This is a genomic window from Pseudomonas sp. GW456-L12 (genome assembly GCF_059424045.1).
Map to the genome: position 1 here is coordinate 18,425 of NZ_JBWKZA010000036.1, position 14,895 is coordinate 33,319.

Genomic DNA, 14,895 nt, shown 5'->3' on the forward strand with positions numbered 1-14,895 from the left:
CCCGGTTCAGCCTTCGAACTGCGGGTTGGCGTACTCGGCCAGCTTGCCCTGGATAAAGTCGAGGAAGCACTGGATGCGCAGGGCCAGCTGCGAGTTGCGGTAGTACACGGCGTTGATCGGCTGGCGATAGCCGCTGTTGAACTGGGCGAGGAGCGGCGTGAGGCGCCCGGCGCGGATGTCGTCGATGGTCATGAAGTGCGACAGGCAGGCGATGCCCTGCCCTGCCAGCGCCAGATGGCGCACCGTCTCGCCGCTGGAGGCGCTGATGCCCGGCTGGATCGGCCAGCGGTCACCGTGCACATGGCGCAGCGGCCAGTCGTTGAGGGTTTCGGTCTGGGTGAAGCCCAGCAGGGTATGGTCGCTCAGCTCGGCCACGCTGGCGGGTGTGCCGTGCCGCTTCAGGTAGTCGGGGCTGGCGAGGATGTGCAGCGGGCTGCAACCGAGCGAACGCGCGTGCAGGGTCGAGTCCGCCAGGGTGCCGATGCGGATCGCGATATCGGTGCTCTGCTCCAGCAGGTCGATGATCAGGTCGTTGCTGTTGAGCTCCAGCTGGATGTCCGGGTACAGGCTTCGGAACTCGGCGATGTAGGGCACGATGGCATGCAGCATGAACGGCGAGGCGGCGTTGATGCGCAGGCGCCCGGACGGCGTCTGCTGGCGGGACGACAGGCGCTCTTCGAGTTCGTCCATCTGGTCGAGGATCAGCTTGGCCTGCTCGAAGAAATACTTGCCCTCTTCGGTCAGGTCCATGCGCCGCGTGGTGCGGTTGATCAGCGTGGTGTCGAGCTTGGTTTCCAGGCGCGACAGGGTGCGGCTGACCGCCGACGGCGTCTGCCCGACCTGCTCGGCCGCCGCGGAAATCGAACCGCACTCGATGACGCAGACGAAGATCTGGAGTTCGTCGGATCTGGCTTTCACGTAAGTCCTCTATCTCGGTTGGGCGCCTGTAGCCGCTGCCGCAGGCTGCGATAAGGCCGAAGGCCTTCAGCGATCTCACGACCTTGCGCCCCCTTCGGTGGCGATCGCAGCCTGCGGCAGCGGCTACATCCTGTATCAGGCTTGTGGCACGCCACCGATAGTAGCCGGATTTACGCGGGGAGGTTGAACACCGCCTTGAGGTGTTCTTCGTAGCGCTGCACGTCGGCCTCGATGTTCGGGCGCTTCATCACGTCGACACAAAGGAAGGTCGGCAGGCCGCGCATGCCGAGGAACTGGTTGGCCTTGTGGAACGGGAAGTACACCGCGTCCACGCCCTTGGCTTCGAAGAAGTCGGTCGGGTCGTCGAAGGCTTGCTGCGGAGCGTTCCAGGTCAGCGACAGCATGTACTGCTTGTCGTGGATCAGGCCGCCGCTGCCGTACTTCTGCGAGGCATCGGAACGGGTGCGACCATCGCTGGCGTAGAGGCTGCCGTGGCCCTCGGTGAAGACTTCGTCGATGTACTTTTTCACGATCCACGGCGCGCCCATCCACCAGCCCGGCATCTGGTAGACGATCACGTCGGCCCAGAGGAACTTGGCCACTTCTTCCTGGATGTCGTAGCCCTCGTCGATGTGGGTGACTTTGACGTCCACGCCGCCACGGTCCAGCACCGCCACCGCGGCTTCATGCAGGGTCGCGTTGTAGCGGCCGTCGGAGTGGGCGAACTTCTTGCCACCGTTGAGCAACAGTACTTTTTTCATGAGCCAGCCTCATCAGGAACAACCCTTTGGCGCTGCGCTGCAGGGCCGGGTCGAGAAGATTAAAAAACGATGGGGCGGAGAATATCGTTGAAAGACGATATGAATAAGCGCGATCCAGGCAAAAAGCATTTGACCAATACGCACGAATAGACGGCGGATTCGTGTCGTAGAATTTTTAAAACTCCCTTTACCCAGGAACGCAGCATGTCCGAACAGCACGGTTTTATCCTTCACGCCAAGACCCGCCCGGAAATGTCCGAGGCCTTCGAGGCGCTGTTTCGCGCCTATGTCGAGCCAAGCCGCGCCGAACCCGGCTGCATCGAATACCACATGCTGCGCGACCAGCAGGACCCGAGCCTGTTCATCTTCTATGAGATCTGGGAATCCCAGGCGCACCTGGACGTGCACTCCAACCTGCCGCACATGAAGGCGTTCTTCGACAAGCGCATGGATTACCTGGAGCGCGACTTCGATATCCGCCGCATCGACATGCTCAGCCCGTCGTCCGCTAGCCGCTGATTAGTAGATGGGCACCAAGCAGGGCCAGGCCGCTGAAAAACACCCGCTTGAACAGCACGGCGCTGATGCGCTGGCGCAGTGCCTGGCCCAGCCACATGCCGAGCAGGGCGGGGATCAGGGCCAGCAGCGAGGCGCTGAGTTCGCCGCCGCCCAGGGCGCCGCGCCAGTACAGGCCGGCCGCCAGGGCCAGGGTCGAGACGGTGAACGACAGCCCCAGGGCCTGCACCAGTTCGTCCTTGTGCAGCCCCAACGCCTGTAGATAAGGCACCGCCGGAATCACGAACACCCCGGTGGCCGAGGTGATGACGCCCGTCACCAGGCCACAGGCCGGGCCCAGCCAGGCTTCCATTCGCGGCCGCAGCCGCAGGGTCGGCAGCAGCAATCCGCTCAGGGCATAGAGCAATAACGCCGCCCCCAGCGCCCGCACCACCCAATGCCCACCGTCGATGCCCAGCCACAGGCTGCCCAGGCCAGTGCCGATGAATATCGCCAGCAGCAGCGGCCACAAGCGCTTGAGCAACGTCCACAGATGCCCACCGAATGCCAGCTGCCAGACATTGGTCAGGGTCGCCGGGATGATCAACAGCGCCGCAGCCTGCGTTGGCGCCATAGCCAGGCCGAGCAGGCCCATGGCGATGGTCGGCAGGCCGAGGCCGATCACACCCTTGATCATGCCGGCCAGGACAAAGGTGCCGATCACCAGCAGGGACAGGAGCAAACCGAGGTTCTGGTAAAACGCGAGGGAAGTGTTCATGACGCTATCCTGCGCCCGCGGCGGTGGGCTGAAAATCTGCCATATACTGAGGAAGCCTCTTGTTTGGCGAGAGGCTGTAGATTTTCAGTGGCTGTGATGGCCCTATCGCGGGCAAGCCTCGCTCCTACAGAAGACCATCATCTGTAGGAGCGAGGCTTGCCCGCGATAGCCGCAAAGCGGCGTTATCAAGGACACCCCATGCACTTCGACCTGACCGACCTGCGCCTGTACTTGAACATCCTCGACGCCGGCAATATCACCGCCGGCGCCAGCCGCAGCCATTTGTCCCTGGCCGCGGCCAGCGCGCGAATCCGCGCCATGGAAGCGTCCCTGGGCACCGAGTTCCTGCAGCGCGGCCGCCGAGGCGTGAGCCCGACGCCCGCCGGCAAGGCCCTGGCCCAGCACGCGCGCGGCCTGCTGCAACAGGCCGAGCACCTGCGCCAGGACCTGGCCGAATATGCCCGGGGCGTCAAAGGCCAGGTGCGCCTGTTGTGTAACACCACGGCGATCACCGAATACCTGCCGGAGCCGCTGGCGGACTTTCTCTGCGCCCACCCCAACCTCGACATCGACCTGCAGGAACTGCCCAGCCTGCGCATCACCCACGCCCTGCGCCAAGGCGCGGCGGACCTGGGGATAGTCTCCGACGCGGTGGATACCCAGGACCTGCAGACCCTGGCGTTTCGCGACGACCCGCTGGTGCTGGTCCTGCCCGCCCACCACCCGCTGGCGGACGGCCGGGCGGTGAGTTTCAGCGACAGCCTGCACCACGACTATGTCGGCCTCGCCGCCCACAGCGCCCTGGCCGTATACCTGGAAGAACAGGCCCTGCACCTGGGGCTGCGGATGGCGATCCGCATCCGCGCCGACGGCTTCGACGGAGTCATGCGCATGGTCGCCCGGGGCGCCGGATTGGCCGTGGTGCCCCGCGCCGCCATCGAACGCCGGGGGCCGGATGCGTCGCTCAACGTGCTGCCGCTGGTGGAGGCCTGGGCGCAACGCAAGTTGCTGCTCTGCGCCCGCGACTTCAACGCCCTGCCGCCCTACGCCAAGGCCCTCCTGGAAGCGCTGGGCCACCTGTAGGAGCAGCCGGTCGACGCTCGATTGCTCGCGAATAGCGTTCGTCGCAACGCTGCGGTAAATGGCCGCTGCGCGGATCGCGAGCAAGCTTCGCTCCTACAGGTTTGGGGTCAGACCTTGGATGGGTTCAGCTCGGCGGCGGCCCGGTTTTTTCTGAAGCAGGCGAAGTAGACCGCCGTCAGGATCAGCAGGAACGGCACGCCGAACACCAGGGTCATCTTGAAGGCCTCGGTGAAGTAGGTGGTGATCATCACCGCGCCCATCAGCACCAGGCCCAGCAACGTGCTCCAGGGGAACAGGCGCATGCGGAACGACAGCTGTTGCTCGCCATGGCGCTGGTGGTAACGGCGGAAGCAGTAGTGCGTGAGGAAGATCATGAACCAGGTGAAGATCGCGCCGAACATCGAGATCGCCATCATCAGGGTGAACGAGCTTTCCGGGTACAGCACGTTGATCAGGGTCGCCAGGCCGATGCCCGAGCTGGACAGCAGCAAGGCGTTCAACGGGATGCCGCTCTTGCTCAGGGCGCCCATGGACTTGGGCGCATAACCGCCGCGGGACAGGCTGAACATCATGCGTGTGGTGATGTAGAGCTGGCTGTTCATCGCCGACAGCGCGGCGATCAGGATCACGAAGTTCATCACCCCGGTGGCGCCGGGAATGCCGATGGTCTGCATCACCGTGACGAACGGGCTCTGCGCCTTGCCGGCCTGGACCCAGGGCACGATGGCCAGCATCAGCGCCAGGGTCAGCAGGTAGAACACCACCAGCCGCACCATGGTCGCGCGAAAGGCCTTTTTCACCGCCCGCTGCGGATCCTCGGCTTCGCCGGCGGCCACCGCGATCATCTCCACGCTCAGGTAGCTGAAGATCGAGACGATCACCGCGATCCACATGCCCTGCACACCGTGGGGAAAAAAGCCGCCGTGGGCGGTGTAATTGTGCAGGCCGTAGTCGGCATTGCCGGAGCCGAACACCACGTACACCGCGAGGATGATGAAGCCGACGATGGCGGCGATCTTGATGGTGGAGAACCAGTACTCGAAGTTGCCGAAGGTTTTCACGCTGATGGCGTTGAGCAGGATCAGCACGCTGGAGAACGAGACGATCCACACCCATTCCGGCACGTGGGCGAACCAGTACTTCATGTACATGGCGATGGCCGTGACCTCGGCGCCGACCGCCAGCACGATGGCCGCCCAATAGGCATAGCGCACCAGGAACCCGGCCAGCGGGCTGATGTAGAACTCGGCGTAGGCGCCGAAGGAGCCGGAGGTGGAATGGGCCACGGTCATTTCCGCCAGGCAGCCCATCAGCAGCAGGGTGATCAGCGCGCCGATGGCGTAGCTGAGCAGCACGCTGGGCCCGGCGTAACCGATGGCGTAGGCACTGCCCATGAACAGCCCAGTGCCGATCGCCCCGCCGATGGCGATCATGCTCATCTGCCCGGCCGTGAGCTGGCGCCTGAGGCCATGCTCACGCTTGGATATGGCTTCAAAGCCGGTGTTATCGTTCATGTTTCTGTCCTCTGAATATTGTCTTTCTTGAAGAGAGCACATCGTTGGGGTGATGCCTGGGGCCGTCATATGCGGCAGCGAATGGATCAGAAAATACTCAGCGGATATTCGATAATGAGTCGAACTTCATTGTTGTCGGTGGTATCCGCTCGAGCCACCTGGCTGGTTGAACGCAGCGAGCCCTGGCGCACTCGCAGCGACAGGTCCTTGGCCTTGCCGGACTGCACGATGTAGCGCGCTTCAATGTCCCGTTCCCAGCGTTTTCCGTCGCTACCGTAACGGCCATAGGCGCCATTGACGCCACCGTCATAGTGGCTGTCGTCGATATGATCGCCGCTGACATACCGCGACATGAAACTCAGCCCCGGCACACCGAAAGGCGCCATGTCCAAGTCATATCGCAGTTGCCAGGAACGTTCGTTGGGTGCGTTGAAATCAACGATCTGTATTGAGTTGGCGAGAAAAATCGAGGTGCCCGGCTGCTGATCGAAACCCAGATAATCGAACGGTTCATCGCCATCGACGCGTTGATAGGCCAGGGTCAAGCGATGTGCGCCGACCTTGTAGGAACCGGCCAGCGACCAGGTGGTATTGTCGATCTTCCCGGCCAGGCTCTGGCCGGTGTCGTTGGTGCGGTAGATATTGAAGTCAAGGTTCAGCGACTGGCTTGCGCTGACTGGGTAGGTGTAGCTGGCATTGGCATAGTACTGCCGCCAGATATCGGTGAACTGCGAGCCGTACAGGCTGACGCTTAACTGGTCGTTCAGGCTATAGACGCCACCCAGGTAATCGACGCTGCGGGTTTCCACGCCGGCATACAAGGCTTTGAGGGCGCCGTCGTCATTGGTCGATGCACTGTCGTTGCCTGAAGTGAAGTGCCCGGCGTCGAGCAGCAGGCCGTTCAACTCGCTGCTGGTCAGCTGAAAGCCGTTAGCCTGTTGAGTGAACAGTCGCGCGTTGCCCGTGCCGAACACCGGGTTGAGCGGTGTCAGGTTGCCGTATTTGAGTTCGGTTTTCGAGATCCGCATCTTGAGCGCACCGCCCGCTTCGGAGTATTCATCCTCGGCGCGACCGTCGGAGTCGAGTGGCAACAAACCCGTACCGCTACGCCCCTTGCCGCTGTCGAGTTTAATCCCCACCTGCGCGAAGGCGTCGATGCCGAAGCCCACGGTTCCCTGGGTATAGCCGGATCGGTAATCCAGCAGGACCCCATGAGCCCACTCGTTCCGATAGTTCTGGGCGCCGGGGTTGTTGAGGTTGTTGCGATAGAAATAGAAGTTGCGGTTAGTCAGGGTCAGGCTGCTGTCTTCGACGAATCCATGGTCGGAGGCGGCGTACGCCAGTTGGCCGAGACAAGTACTGATGGCAAGCGGCAAGGCTGACCAGAGAGGCGGTTTCATTCTGCATGTTCCTTATTATTATGTTTTCTCAGAACGCTTTATTGGAGGCGACCGAAGCCCCGCCGCCGAAAAAATCGCCACGGCAGGACAACGAGGCCAGGGGTATCAGGTGACGCTGTGGCGCACCTGGAACTGCGCTTGGGACCAGGTTTTCTGGTCGAGGATTTCACCGAGGATCTGCACCGCGTCCCAGACTTCGCTGAAGCGGGTGTACAGCGGCGTGAAGCCGAAGCGCATGATCCGCGGTTCGCGGTAGTCGCCGATCACGCCCCGGGCGATCAGGGCCTGGATCACCGCATAACCTTCGGGGTGTTCGAAGCTGACATGGCTGCCGCGCTTGTCGTGTTCGCGCGGGGTGACCAGCTTCAGGCCATGGGCCGCGCAGCGCTGTTCCACCAGTTCGATGAACAGGTCGGTCAAGGCCAAAGACTTGCGCCGCAGGCTGGCCATGTCGGTCTGCTCGAAGATCTCCAGGCCGCACTCGACCATGGCCAGCGACGTGATCGGCTGGGTGCCGCACAGGTAGCGGGCGATGCCGCTGCTCGGCTGGTATTGCACTTCCATGTCGAACTGCCGCGCATGGCCGAACCAGCCGGCCAACGGCTGCCTGACCAGGTCGCAGACGGCCGGCGAGACCCAGGCGAAGGCTTGCGAGCCCGGGCCGCCGTTGAGGTATTTGTAGGTGCAGCCGATGGCGTAGTCGGCGCCGGCCTGCTTCAGGTCCACCGGCACCGCGCCGGCGGAGTGGGCCAGGTCCCATAGGCTCAACGCGCCGCATTCGTGGGTCAGCGCGGTCACCGCCTGCATGTCGTGCATGTAGCCGGTCTTGTAGTTGACGTGGGTCAGCATGACCACCGCGGTGTCTTCGCCAATGGCCTGGGGCAGCGCCTCGGGGCTGTCCACCAGGCGCAGGGAATAGCCCTGCTGCAGCATCTCGGTCAGGCCTTCGGCGATGTACAGGTCGCTGGGAAAGTTGCTGCTCTCGCTGACGATCACCCGCCGCTGCGGCGCCTTGAGCGCCTGCACCCGCAAGGCGGCGCTGAGCACCTTGAACAGGTTGATCGAGGTGGTGTCGGTGATCACCACTTCGTTGGCATCGGCGCCGATCAGTTTGGCCAGGCGGTCGCCCAGGCGCTGCGACAGGTCGCGCCAGCCGGCAGTGTTCCAGCTGCGGATCAGGCCATTGCCCCATTCCTCGGCAATCACCTGTTGCGCCCGTTGCAGGGCCGCGACCGGGCGGGCGCCGAGGGAGTTGCCGTCGAGATAGATCACCCCGTCGGGCAGCGCGAACTGGTTGCGCAGCGGTGCCAGCGGGTCCTGTGCGTCGAGGGCCAGGCAGTGGTTTCTTGTTGTCATGGGAAGTCCTGTTTTTCACTAAGGCATGCGGCGGCACACGCCATGCCAGGGGCGGCATCGGCGGCTGCGCGGTGAAGAAATAATGAACGAAGCCCTGGAGAATTTTCGTGCAAAATGCGCTATGAGAGCGGCACAGTCTCGAAGATTATTCGACTACAACTTAAAAAAACGCGGATAAATGCCAACCATGATTCTCGACTCGACAGACCTGCGAATCCTGCACTTCCTGCAACAGGACGGCCGTATCAGCAACCAGGAGCTGGCGGAGAAAGTCGCCCTCTCGCCCTCGGCCTGCCTGCGTCGCCTGCGCCTGCTGGAGGGCGAAGGCATCATCAGCGGCTACCGCGCGGTACTGAATGCCGAGCGTTTGGGGATCGAGTTGGAGGCCATCGTTCATGTGTCGCTGCGCCAGGACGTGGCGGACTGGCACGAGACCTTTATCAAGAAGGTCCAGCAGTGGCCGGAAGTGGTGACCGCCTATGTGGTCACCGGCGCCAGCAACTATGTGCTGCGGGTCCAGGCGCGCAACCTCAAGCACTTCTCGGATTTCATCGTCAATCACCTGAACCGCACGTCCGGGGTCACCGACATCCGCTCGGAAATCGTCCTGCAGAAAATCAAGGAACAGGACGGCCTGCTGGACCTGGTGTTGCGCAAGTAACTGCTAGAAACCACCCAGGCGCCGCGCATCGTGGCGCTGCAGGGTGACGCTGGGCGACTCGCCGAACAGCTTGCGGTATTCGGCGGAGAACCGCCCCAGATGGCTGAAGCCCCAGCCCAGGGCGATCTCGGAAATGGTCCGCGCCGAGCCGTGTTCGAGGATCTCCTGGCGCACCGCGTTGAGCCGGTACTTCTTCAGGTAGACCATCGGCGACAGGGCGAAATACTTCTTGAAGGCCTCGAACAGCTTGAAGCGCGAAACCCCGGCGGCGGCTTCCAGGTCTTCCAGGCCCAGCGGTTCGCGGGCGTTGGCGTGAATGTACTGGCGGGCGCGGACCAGGTAGTGGGGCAACTTGACCTCCAGCACCTCGCGCAGCTCCGCCGAGTAGTTATTCGGCTGGGCCAGGATCAGGCCCTTGATCAAGGAGTTTTCCAGGTCCCGGGTGAAGGCCAGCTGTTCGTACAGCTCGCTGCTGCGCTCCAGCTCGGCGATGAAATACCGCGCCATGCGCCACCAGGACGCCGACGCCCCCTCCACCGCATCCATCACCGCCTCGAAGCGCAGCGGCGCTTGCGGCGGGCGTTGCAGCAAGGCTTCGAGGGCCTCGCTCATGGCCGCCCGGGTAATCACCACCTGGACTTTGCGGCAGTCGCCGGAGATCGCCAGCATCTGGCTTTCATTGGGCGCGATGATCACCCCCTGGTCGCGGTTGGAGCGCAGCAGCCGGCCGTCCTTGCTCAGTTCCTGATCGCCGCTCAGCGGCAGGCTCAGGCTGTAGCTGCTGAAGCGCTCGGCGTCTTCGATATCGATGGTGACGTCGGTGCCGTACTCGATGGTGCCCAGGGTCGTGGCCCGCGACTTGAACACGTTGGCGCTGTGGTGAAAGCGGATGCGCTCGGGGGTCGCGGTCTCGAGCCGATGCGGCCCGCAAATGCCAGACATCCAGCTTCTCGCCCCCTCGAGGTCGTAGCGATCGATACGAATATCGCGAAACTGCGAATCAGCCTTGCTATTCATCACGGCGCACCCACGGCAATATTTTTTTGCGCGCTCTGACGGCGCGTCTGGCTTGAAGTACTGGCTTGCTTGCAACAGCCGACAGCAAGTTTTGCGCCACCGCCCGGCACTGCCAACCGACTGGATAGCAATCGCCGACTAAGTGGATAGAACCCGTCCACCCGGTGCGCAAAACCCACGCAAGACTGCGCCAAACAGTAGCTCATCGCGACATCGCGGTGCAGCCGTTGATCGCCTGGGACGCAGGCCATGGGTATTCAGCCCCCAGGTGTTACCCCACGCGCCCGTAGGAGCGAGGCTTGCCCGCGATGGGTACGGCGCGTTTTGGCAGATGCACCGCATGATCGTTTATCGCGAGCAAGCTTCGCTCCTACAGAAGCCCGCAGGACCGTTCAATTTTGTGGATGGCCTTGGCCGACTAAGCGGATAGCCACCCCTGCCCCGCACTCTCTCTAATGCATGCACCGATTGGCCTGAACAAGAAAGGTACTCACTCATGAGTGGTGCAAGAAACACAGAACAATGGAAAAGCTTCATCGACGGCTGCCTGGATTTTCGTCCGGACGACGGCGTGTTCCGCATCGCCCGGGACATGTTCACCGAACCCGAGCTGTTCGACCTGGAGATGGAACTGATCTTCGAGAAGAACTGGATCTACGCCTGCCACGAAAGCGAGCTGGCCAACAACCACGACTTCGTCACCATGCGCGCCGGGCGCCAGCCGATGATCATCACACGCGACGGCGAAGGCCGGCTCAACGCGCTGATCAACGCCTGCCAGCACCGCGGCACCACCCTGACCCGGGTCGGCAAGGGCAACCAGTCCACCTTCACCTGCCCGTTCCATGCCTGGTGCTACAAGAGCGACGGGCGCCTGGTGAAGGTCAAGGCGCCGGGGGAATACCCCGAAGGCTTCGACAAGGCCACCCGCGGCCTGAAGAAGGCCCGCATCGACAGCTACAAGGGCTTCGTCTTCATCAGCCTCGACGTCCACGCCGACAACTCCCTGGAGGACTTCCTCGGCGACGCCAAGGTGTTCTTCGACATGATGGTCGCCCAGTCGCCCACCGGTGAACTGGAAGTCCTGCCCGGCAAGTCCGCCTACACCTACGACGGCAACTGGAAACTGCAGAACGAGAACGGCCTCGACGGTTATCACGTGAGCACCGTGCACTACAACTACGTGGCCACGGTGCAGCACCGCCAGCAGGTCAACAGCGAGAACGGCGGCGCCAGCGCCACCCTCGACTACAGCAAGCTCGGCGCCGGCGACGCCAACACCGACGACGGCTGGTTCGCCTTCAACAACGGCCACAGCGTGCTGTTCAGCGACATGCCCAACCCTGCGGTGCGCTCCGGCTACACCACCATCATGCCGCGGCTGGTGGAGGAGTACGGCCAGGAAAAGGCCGAATGGATGATGCACCGCCTGCGCAACCTCAACGTCTACCCGAGCCTGTTCTTCCTCGACCAGATCAGCTCGCAGCTGCGGATCATCCGCCCGCTGGCCTGGAACAAGACCGAGATCATCAGCCAGTGCATCGGGGTCAAAGGCGAGTCCGACGCCGACCGGGAAAACCGCATCCGCCAGTTCGAGGACTTCTTCAACGTCTCGGGCATGGGCACCCCCGACGACCTGGTGGAATTCCGCGAAGCCCAGCGCGGTTTCCAGGGCCGCCTGGAACGCTGGAGCGATATCTCCCGCGGCAGCCACCGCTGGGAAACCGGGCCGACCCGCAACAGCGAGGCCATCGGCATCCAGCCGGCCATGACCGGTACTGAGTTCACCCACGAAGGGCTGTACGTCAACCAGCACCGCAACTGGCAGAGATTCCTCCTCGACGGGCTGGCCCGGCAATCCCTGAAACTGCGTGAGGTGTGAACATGAGTGCGCAACTGCAATACCGTATCGAGCAGTTTTTCTACCGCAAGTCCGAGCTGTGCGACGCCCAGGACTGGGATGCCTACCTCGAACTCTTCGACCCGCAGAGCGAGTTCCACCTGCCGCAGTGGGACTCCGAGCATGTCTATACCACCGACCCCAAACGGGGCATGTCGCTGATCTACTACGCCAACCGCTCGGGCCTGGAAGATCGGGTGTTCCGTATCCGCACCGGCAAGGCCGCCTCAACCATTCCGATGCCGCGCACCCTGCACAACATCAGCAACGTGCGAATCGCCGAGCTGGCCGACGGCAGCCTGCAAGTGCGGCTGAACTGGCACACGCTGTTCTATCGCCTGGCCACCGCCGAGCAGTTCTTCGGCCATGCCACCTACAGCCTCAAGGCCCACGGCGACAGCTGGCTGATCACTCGCAAGCATGTGCTGCTGCTCAACGACACCATCAACTCGGTGCTCGATTTCTACCACCTCTGACGGAGACCGGGCATGAACCACAAGGTCGCGTTCAGCTTTGCCGACGGCAAGACGCTGTTCTTCCCTGTAAACGCCAACGAAATACTGCTCGACGCCGCCCTGCGCAACGGCATCAAGATTCCCCTCGACTGCCGCGAGGGTGTCTGCGGCACCTGCCAGGGCCGCTGCGAATCGGGCACCTACAGCCAGGACTACGTGGACGAGGAAGCCCTTTCCAGCGCCGACCTGGAGCAGCGCAAGATGCTCAGTTGCCAGACCCGGGTGCAGTCCGATGCCACCTTCTACTTCGACTTCGATTCCAGCCTGTGCAGCGCCGCGGGGCCCGCACAGCTCGGCGCCACAGTCAGCGCAGTGCGCCAGGTCTCCGACAGCACGGCGATCCTGCAACTGCAGCTCGACGAGGGGCAGGCGGCGCTGGACTTCCTGCCGGGGCAATACGCTCGGCTGTCGGTCCCCGGCACGTCGAGCAAACGCTCCTACTCGTTCGCCAACCGCTCGGGCAGCCAGCAACTGCAATTCCTCCTGCGCCTGCTGCCCGACGGGGCAATGAGCAATTACATCCGCGAACGCTGCCAGGTCGGCGACCGCATCGAGCTGGAGGCACCGCTGGGCGCCTTCTACCTGCGCCATATCGTCCGGCCGCTGGTGCTGGTGGCCGGCGGCACCGGGCTGTCGGCGCTGCTGGCCATGCTCGAGCAACTGGCCGCCGACGGCTGCACCCAGCCGGTGCACCTGTACTACGGGGTGCGCAACGTCGCCGACCTGTGCGAAACCGCGCGTATCGAGGCTTATGCCGGCCAACTGCCGGGCTTTCGCTACACTCCGGTGATCAGCGAGCCGACGGCGGACTGGCCGGGCAAGCGCGGTTATATCGCCGAGCATTTCGATTGCAGCGTACTGCGCGATGCTCCGGTGGACATGTACGTCTGCGGACCGCCACCGATGGTCGAGTCGATCAAGAACTGGTTGCAAGATCAGCAACTTGAGAGCGTTCAGCTGTATTACGAGAAGTTCACCGAGAGTAATATCTGATCCGTCCGCCGTCAGCCGCGATCTGGCCGCGAATACGGACAGATCCGATAACAATGAGAAGAGAGCGTGATTAGTGGATGACATCCTGAAACCCGGCGAACTCAAGCGTGGCTTGAAGAACCGCCATATTCAGCTGATTGCCCTGGGCGGGGCGATCGGCACCGGACTGTTCCTGGGCTCCGCCGGCGTGCTCAAGTCCGCCGGCCCTTCGATGATCCTCGGTTATGCGATAGCCGGATTCATCGCCTTCCTGATCATGCGCCAGCTCGGCGAAATGATCGTCGAGGAACCGGTGGCCGGGTCCTTCAGCCACTTCGCGCACAAATACTGGGGCGGTTACTTCGGCTTTCTCGCCGGCTGGAACTATTGGGTGCTGTACGTGCTGGTGGGCATGGCCGAACTCACGGCCGTGGGCAAGTACGTGCAGTTCTGGTGGCCGGAAATCCCGTCCTGGGTCAGCGCGGCGGTGTTCTTCGTGCTGGTCAACCTGATCAACATGATGAACGTGAAGTTCTTCGGCGAAGCCGAGTTCTGGTTCGCCATCATCAAGGTGGTGGCCATCATCGGCATGATCGCCCTGGGCTGCTACATGCTGGCCAGCGGCAGCGGCGGCCCGCAGGCGGCGGTGAGCAACCTGTGGAGCCACGGCGGGTTCTTCCCCAATGGCGGCACCGGCCTGCTGATGGCCATGGCCTTCATCATGTTTTCCTTCGGCGGCCTGGAACTGGTGGGCATCACCGCCGCCGAGGCAAGCGAGCCACGCAAGGTGATCCCCAAGGCGATCAACCAGGTGGTGTACCGGGTGCTGATCTTCTACGTCGGCGCCCTCACCGTGCTGCTGTCGCTGTACCCCTGGGACCAGTTGCTGCAGACCCTCAACGCTTCCGGCGACTCCTACAGCGGCAGCCCGTTCGTGCAGATCTTTGCCCTGATCGGCAGCGACACCGCCGCGCACATCCTCAACTTCGTGGTCCTGACCGCGGCGCTGTCGGTGTACAACAGCGGCGTGTACTGCAACAGCCGCATGCTCTACGGCCTGGCCGAACAGGGCGACGCGCCCAAGGCGATGATGAAGCTGAACAAACAGGGCGTGCCGCTGCTGGCCCTGGGCGTTTCGGCGCTGATCACCCTGCTTTGCGTGGTGGTCAACTACCTGGCGCCGCAAGAAGCCCTGGAACTGCTGATGGCGCTGGTCGTTGCCTCGCTGATGATCAACTGGGCCCTGATCAGCCTGACCCACCTGAAGTTCCGCAAGTCCATGGGCCAGCAAGGCATAGTGCCGTCGTTCAAGACCTTCTGGTTTCCGTTCAGCAACTACCTGTGCCTGGCCTTCATGCTGATGATCGTCAGCGTGATGCTGATGATTCCCGGCATACGGGTGTCGGTCTACGCCATCCCGGTGTGGGTTGCGCTGATCTGGGTGTTCTACCGCCTGCGGGTGGCCAGGACTGGTACGCGGGCGGTGGCCTGACAACGGCGGCACATGACCCTGTAGCCGCTGCCG

General features: G+C 63.0%; 13 protein-coding genes and 1 pseudogene. 7 read left to right on the plus strand and 7 right to left on the minus strand.

Annotated elements, in window-relative coordinates:
* Nucleotides 1-6: 6 nt before the first annotated feature.
* Nucleotides 7-918, minus strand: coding sequence for a LysR family transcriptional regulator (locus tag AC07Y9_RS28235; RefSeq protein ID WP_102680993.1), 912 nt, complete (start codon nucleotides 916-918; stop codon nucleotides 7-9).
* 170 nt (nucleotides 919-1,088) lie between these two features.
* Nucleotides 1,089-1,679 (minus strand): NADPH:quinone oxidoreductase MdaB, encoded by a 591-nt coding sequence (gene mdaB / locus AC07Y9_RS28240; RefSeq protein WP_007927414.1) that lies wholly within the window; start codon nucleotides 1,677-1,679, stop codon nucleotides 1,089-1,091.
* A gap of 204 nt (nucleotides 1,680-1,883) precedes the next feature.
* On the opposite strand from mdaB, the gene AC07Y9_RS28245 reads away from it, so the two are divergent.
* Nucleotides 1,884-2,198, plus strand: a complete 315-nt coding sequence (locus tag AC07Y9_RS28245; protein WP_016704181.1) for a putative quinol monooxygenase — start codon at nucleotides 1,884-1,886, stop codon at nucleotides 2,196-2,198.
* On the opposite strand, the gene AC07Y9_RS28250 is transcribed toward AC07Y9_RS28245, so the two are convergent.
* Nucleotides 2,188-2,952, minus strand: coding sequence for a sulfite exporter TauE/SafE family protein (locus tag AC07Y9_RS28250; RefSeq protein ID WP_102680992.1), 765 nt, complete (start codon nucleotides 2,950-2,952; stop codon nucleotides 2,188-2,190). The genes AC07Y9_RS28245 and AC07Y9_RS28250 overlap by 11 nt on opposite strands.
* 198 nt (nucleotides 2,953-3,150) lie before the next feature.
* Here AC07Y9_RS28250 and AC07Y9_RS28255 point away from each other — a divergent pair, with 198 nt between their 5' ends.
* Nucleotides 3,151-4,035, plus strand: coding sequence for a LysR family transcriptional regulator (locus AC07Y9_RS28255; RefSeq protein WP_102680991.1), 885 nt, complete (start codon nucleotides 3,151-3,153; stop codon nucleotides 4,033-4,035).
* Between the two features lie 93 nt (nucleotides 4,036-4,128).
* Here AC07Y9_RS28255 and AC07Y9_RS28260 read toward each other — a convergent pair.
* The 3 genes and pseudogenes from AC07Y9_RS28260 to kynU form a co-directional block, all read right to left on the minus strand.
* A pseudogene (locus AC07Y9_RS28260) lies at nucleotides 4,129-5,549 on the minus strand (amino acid permease).
* Between the two features lie 86 nt (nucleotides 5,550-5,635).
* Nucleotides 5,636-6,949, minus strand: a complete 1,314-nt coding sequence (locus AC07Y9_RS28265) for an OprD family porin (RefSeq protein WP_085529774.1) — start codon at nucleotides 6,947-6,949, stop codon at nucleotides 5,636-5,638.
* Between the two features lie 105 nt (nucleotides 6,950-7,054).
* On the minus strand, nucleotides 7,055-8,305 hold the full coding sequence (kynU, locus tag AC07Y9_RS28270) for a kynureninase (protein WP_102680989.1): 1,251 nt from the start codon (nucleotides 8,303-8,305) through the stop codon (nucleotides 7,055-7,057).
* Between the two features lie 187 nt (nucleotides 8,306-8,492).
* Here kynU and AC07Y9_RS28275 point away from each other — a divergent pair, with 187 nt between their 5' ends.
* Nucleotides 8,493-8,966: an Lrp/AsnC family transcriptional regulator gene (locus AC07Y9_RS28275; RefSeq protein ID WP_007927404.1), complete on the plus strand. Its 474-nt coding sequence runs from the start codon at nucleotides 8,493-8,495 to the stop codon at nucleotides 8,964-8,966.
* A 3-nt stretch (nucleotides 8,967-8,969) separates the two neighbouring features.
* Here the strand turns inward: AC07Y9_RS28275 and AC07Y9_RS28280 are convergent, their stop codons facing one another.
* Entirely contained in the window at nucleotides 8,970-9,983 is a 1,014-nt protein-coding gene (locus AC07Y9_RS28280) for an AraC family transcriptional regulator (protein ID WP_102680988.1), read from the minus strand.
* 496 nt (nucleotides 9,984-10,479) lie between these two features.
* On the opposite strand from AC07Y9_RS28280, the gene antA reads away from it, so the two are divergent.
* The 4 genes from antA (at nucleotide 10,480) to AC07Y9_RS28300 (ending at nucleotide 14,862) form a co-directional block, all read left to right on the plus strand.
* Nucleotides 10,480-11,865, plus strand: a complete 1,386-nt coding sequence (gene antA / locus AC07Y9_RS28285) for an anthranilate 1,2-dioxygenase large subunit (RefSeq protein WP_102680987.1) — start codon at nucleotides 10,480-10,482, stop codon at nucleotides 11,863-11,865.
* 2 nt (nucleotides 11,866-11,867) lie between these two features.
* Nucleotides 11,868-12,359, plus strand: a complete 492-nt coding sequence (gene antB / locus AC07Y9_RS28290; protein WP_102680986.1) for an anthranilate 1,2-dioxygenase small subunit — start codon at nucleotides 11,868-11,870, stop codon at nucleotides 12,357-12,359.
* Nucleotides 12,360-12,371: 12 nt separating this feature from the next.
* The gene (gene antC, locus AC07Y9_RS28295; RefSeq protein ID WP_102680985.1) at nucleotides 12,372-13,391 is read left to right on the plus strand and encodes an anthranilate 1,2-dioxygenase electron transfer component AntC; all 1,020 of its coding nucleotides are present in this window, start codon (nucleotides 12,372-12,374) and stop codon (nucleotides 13,389-13,391) included.
* Between the two features lie 73 nt (nucleotides 13,392-13,464).
* Entirely contained in the window at nucleotides 13,465-14,862 is a 1,398-nt protein-coding gene (locus tag AC07Y9_RS28300; protein ID WP_102680984.1) for an amino acid permease, read from the plus strand.
* Nucleotides 14,863-14,895: the final 33 nt, after the last annotated feature.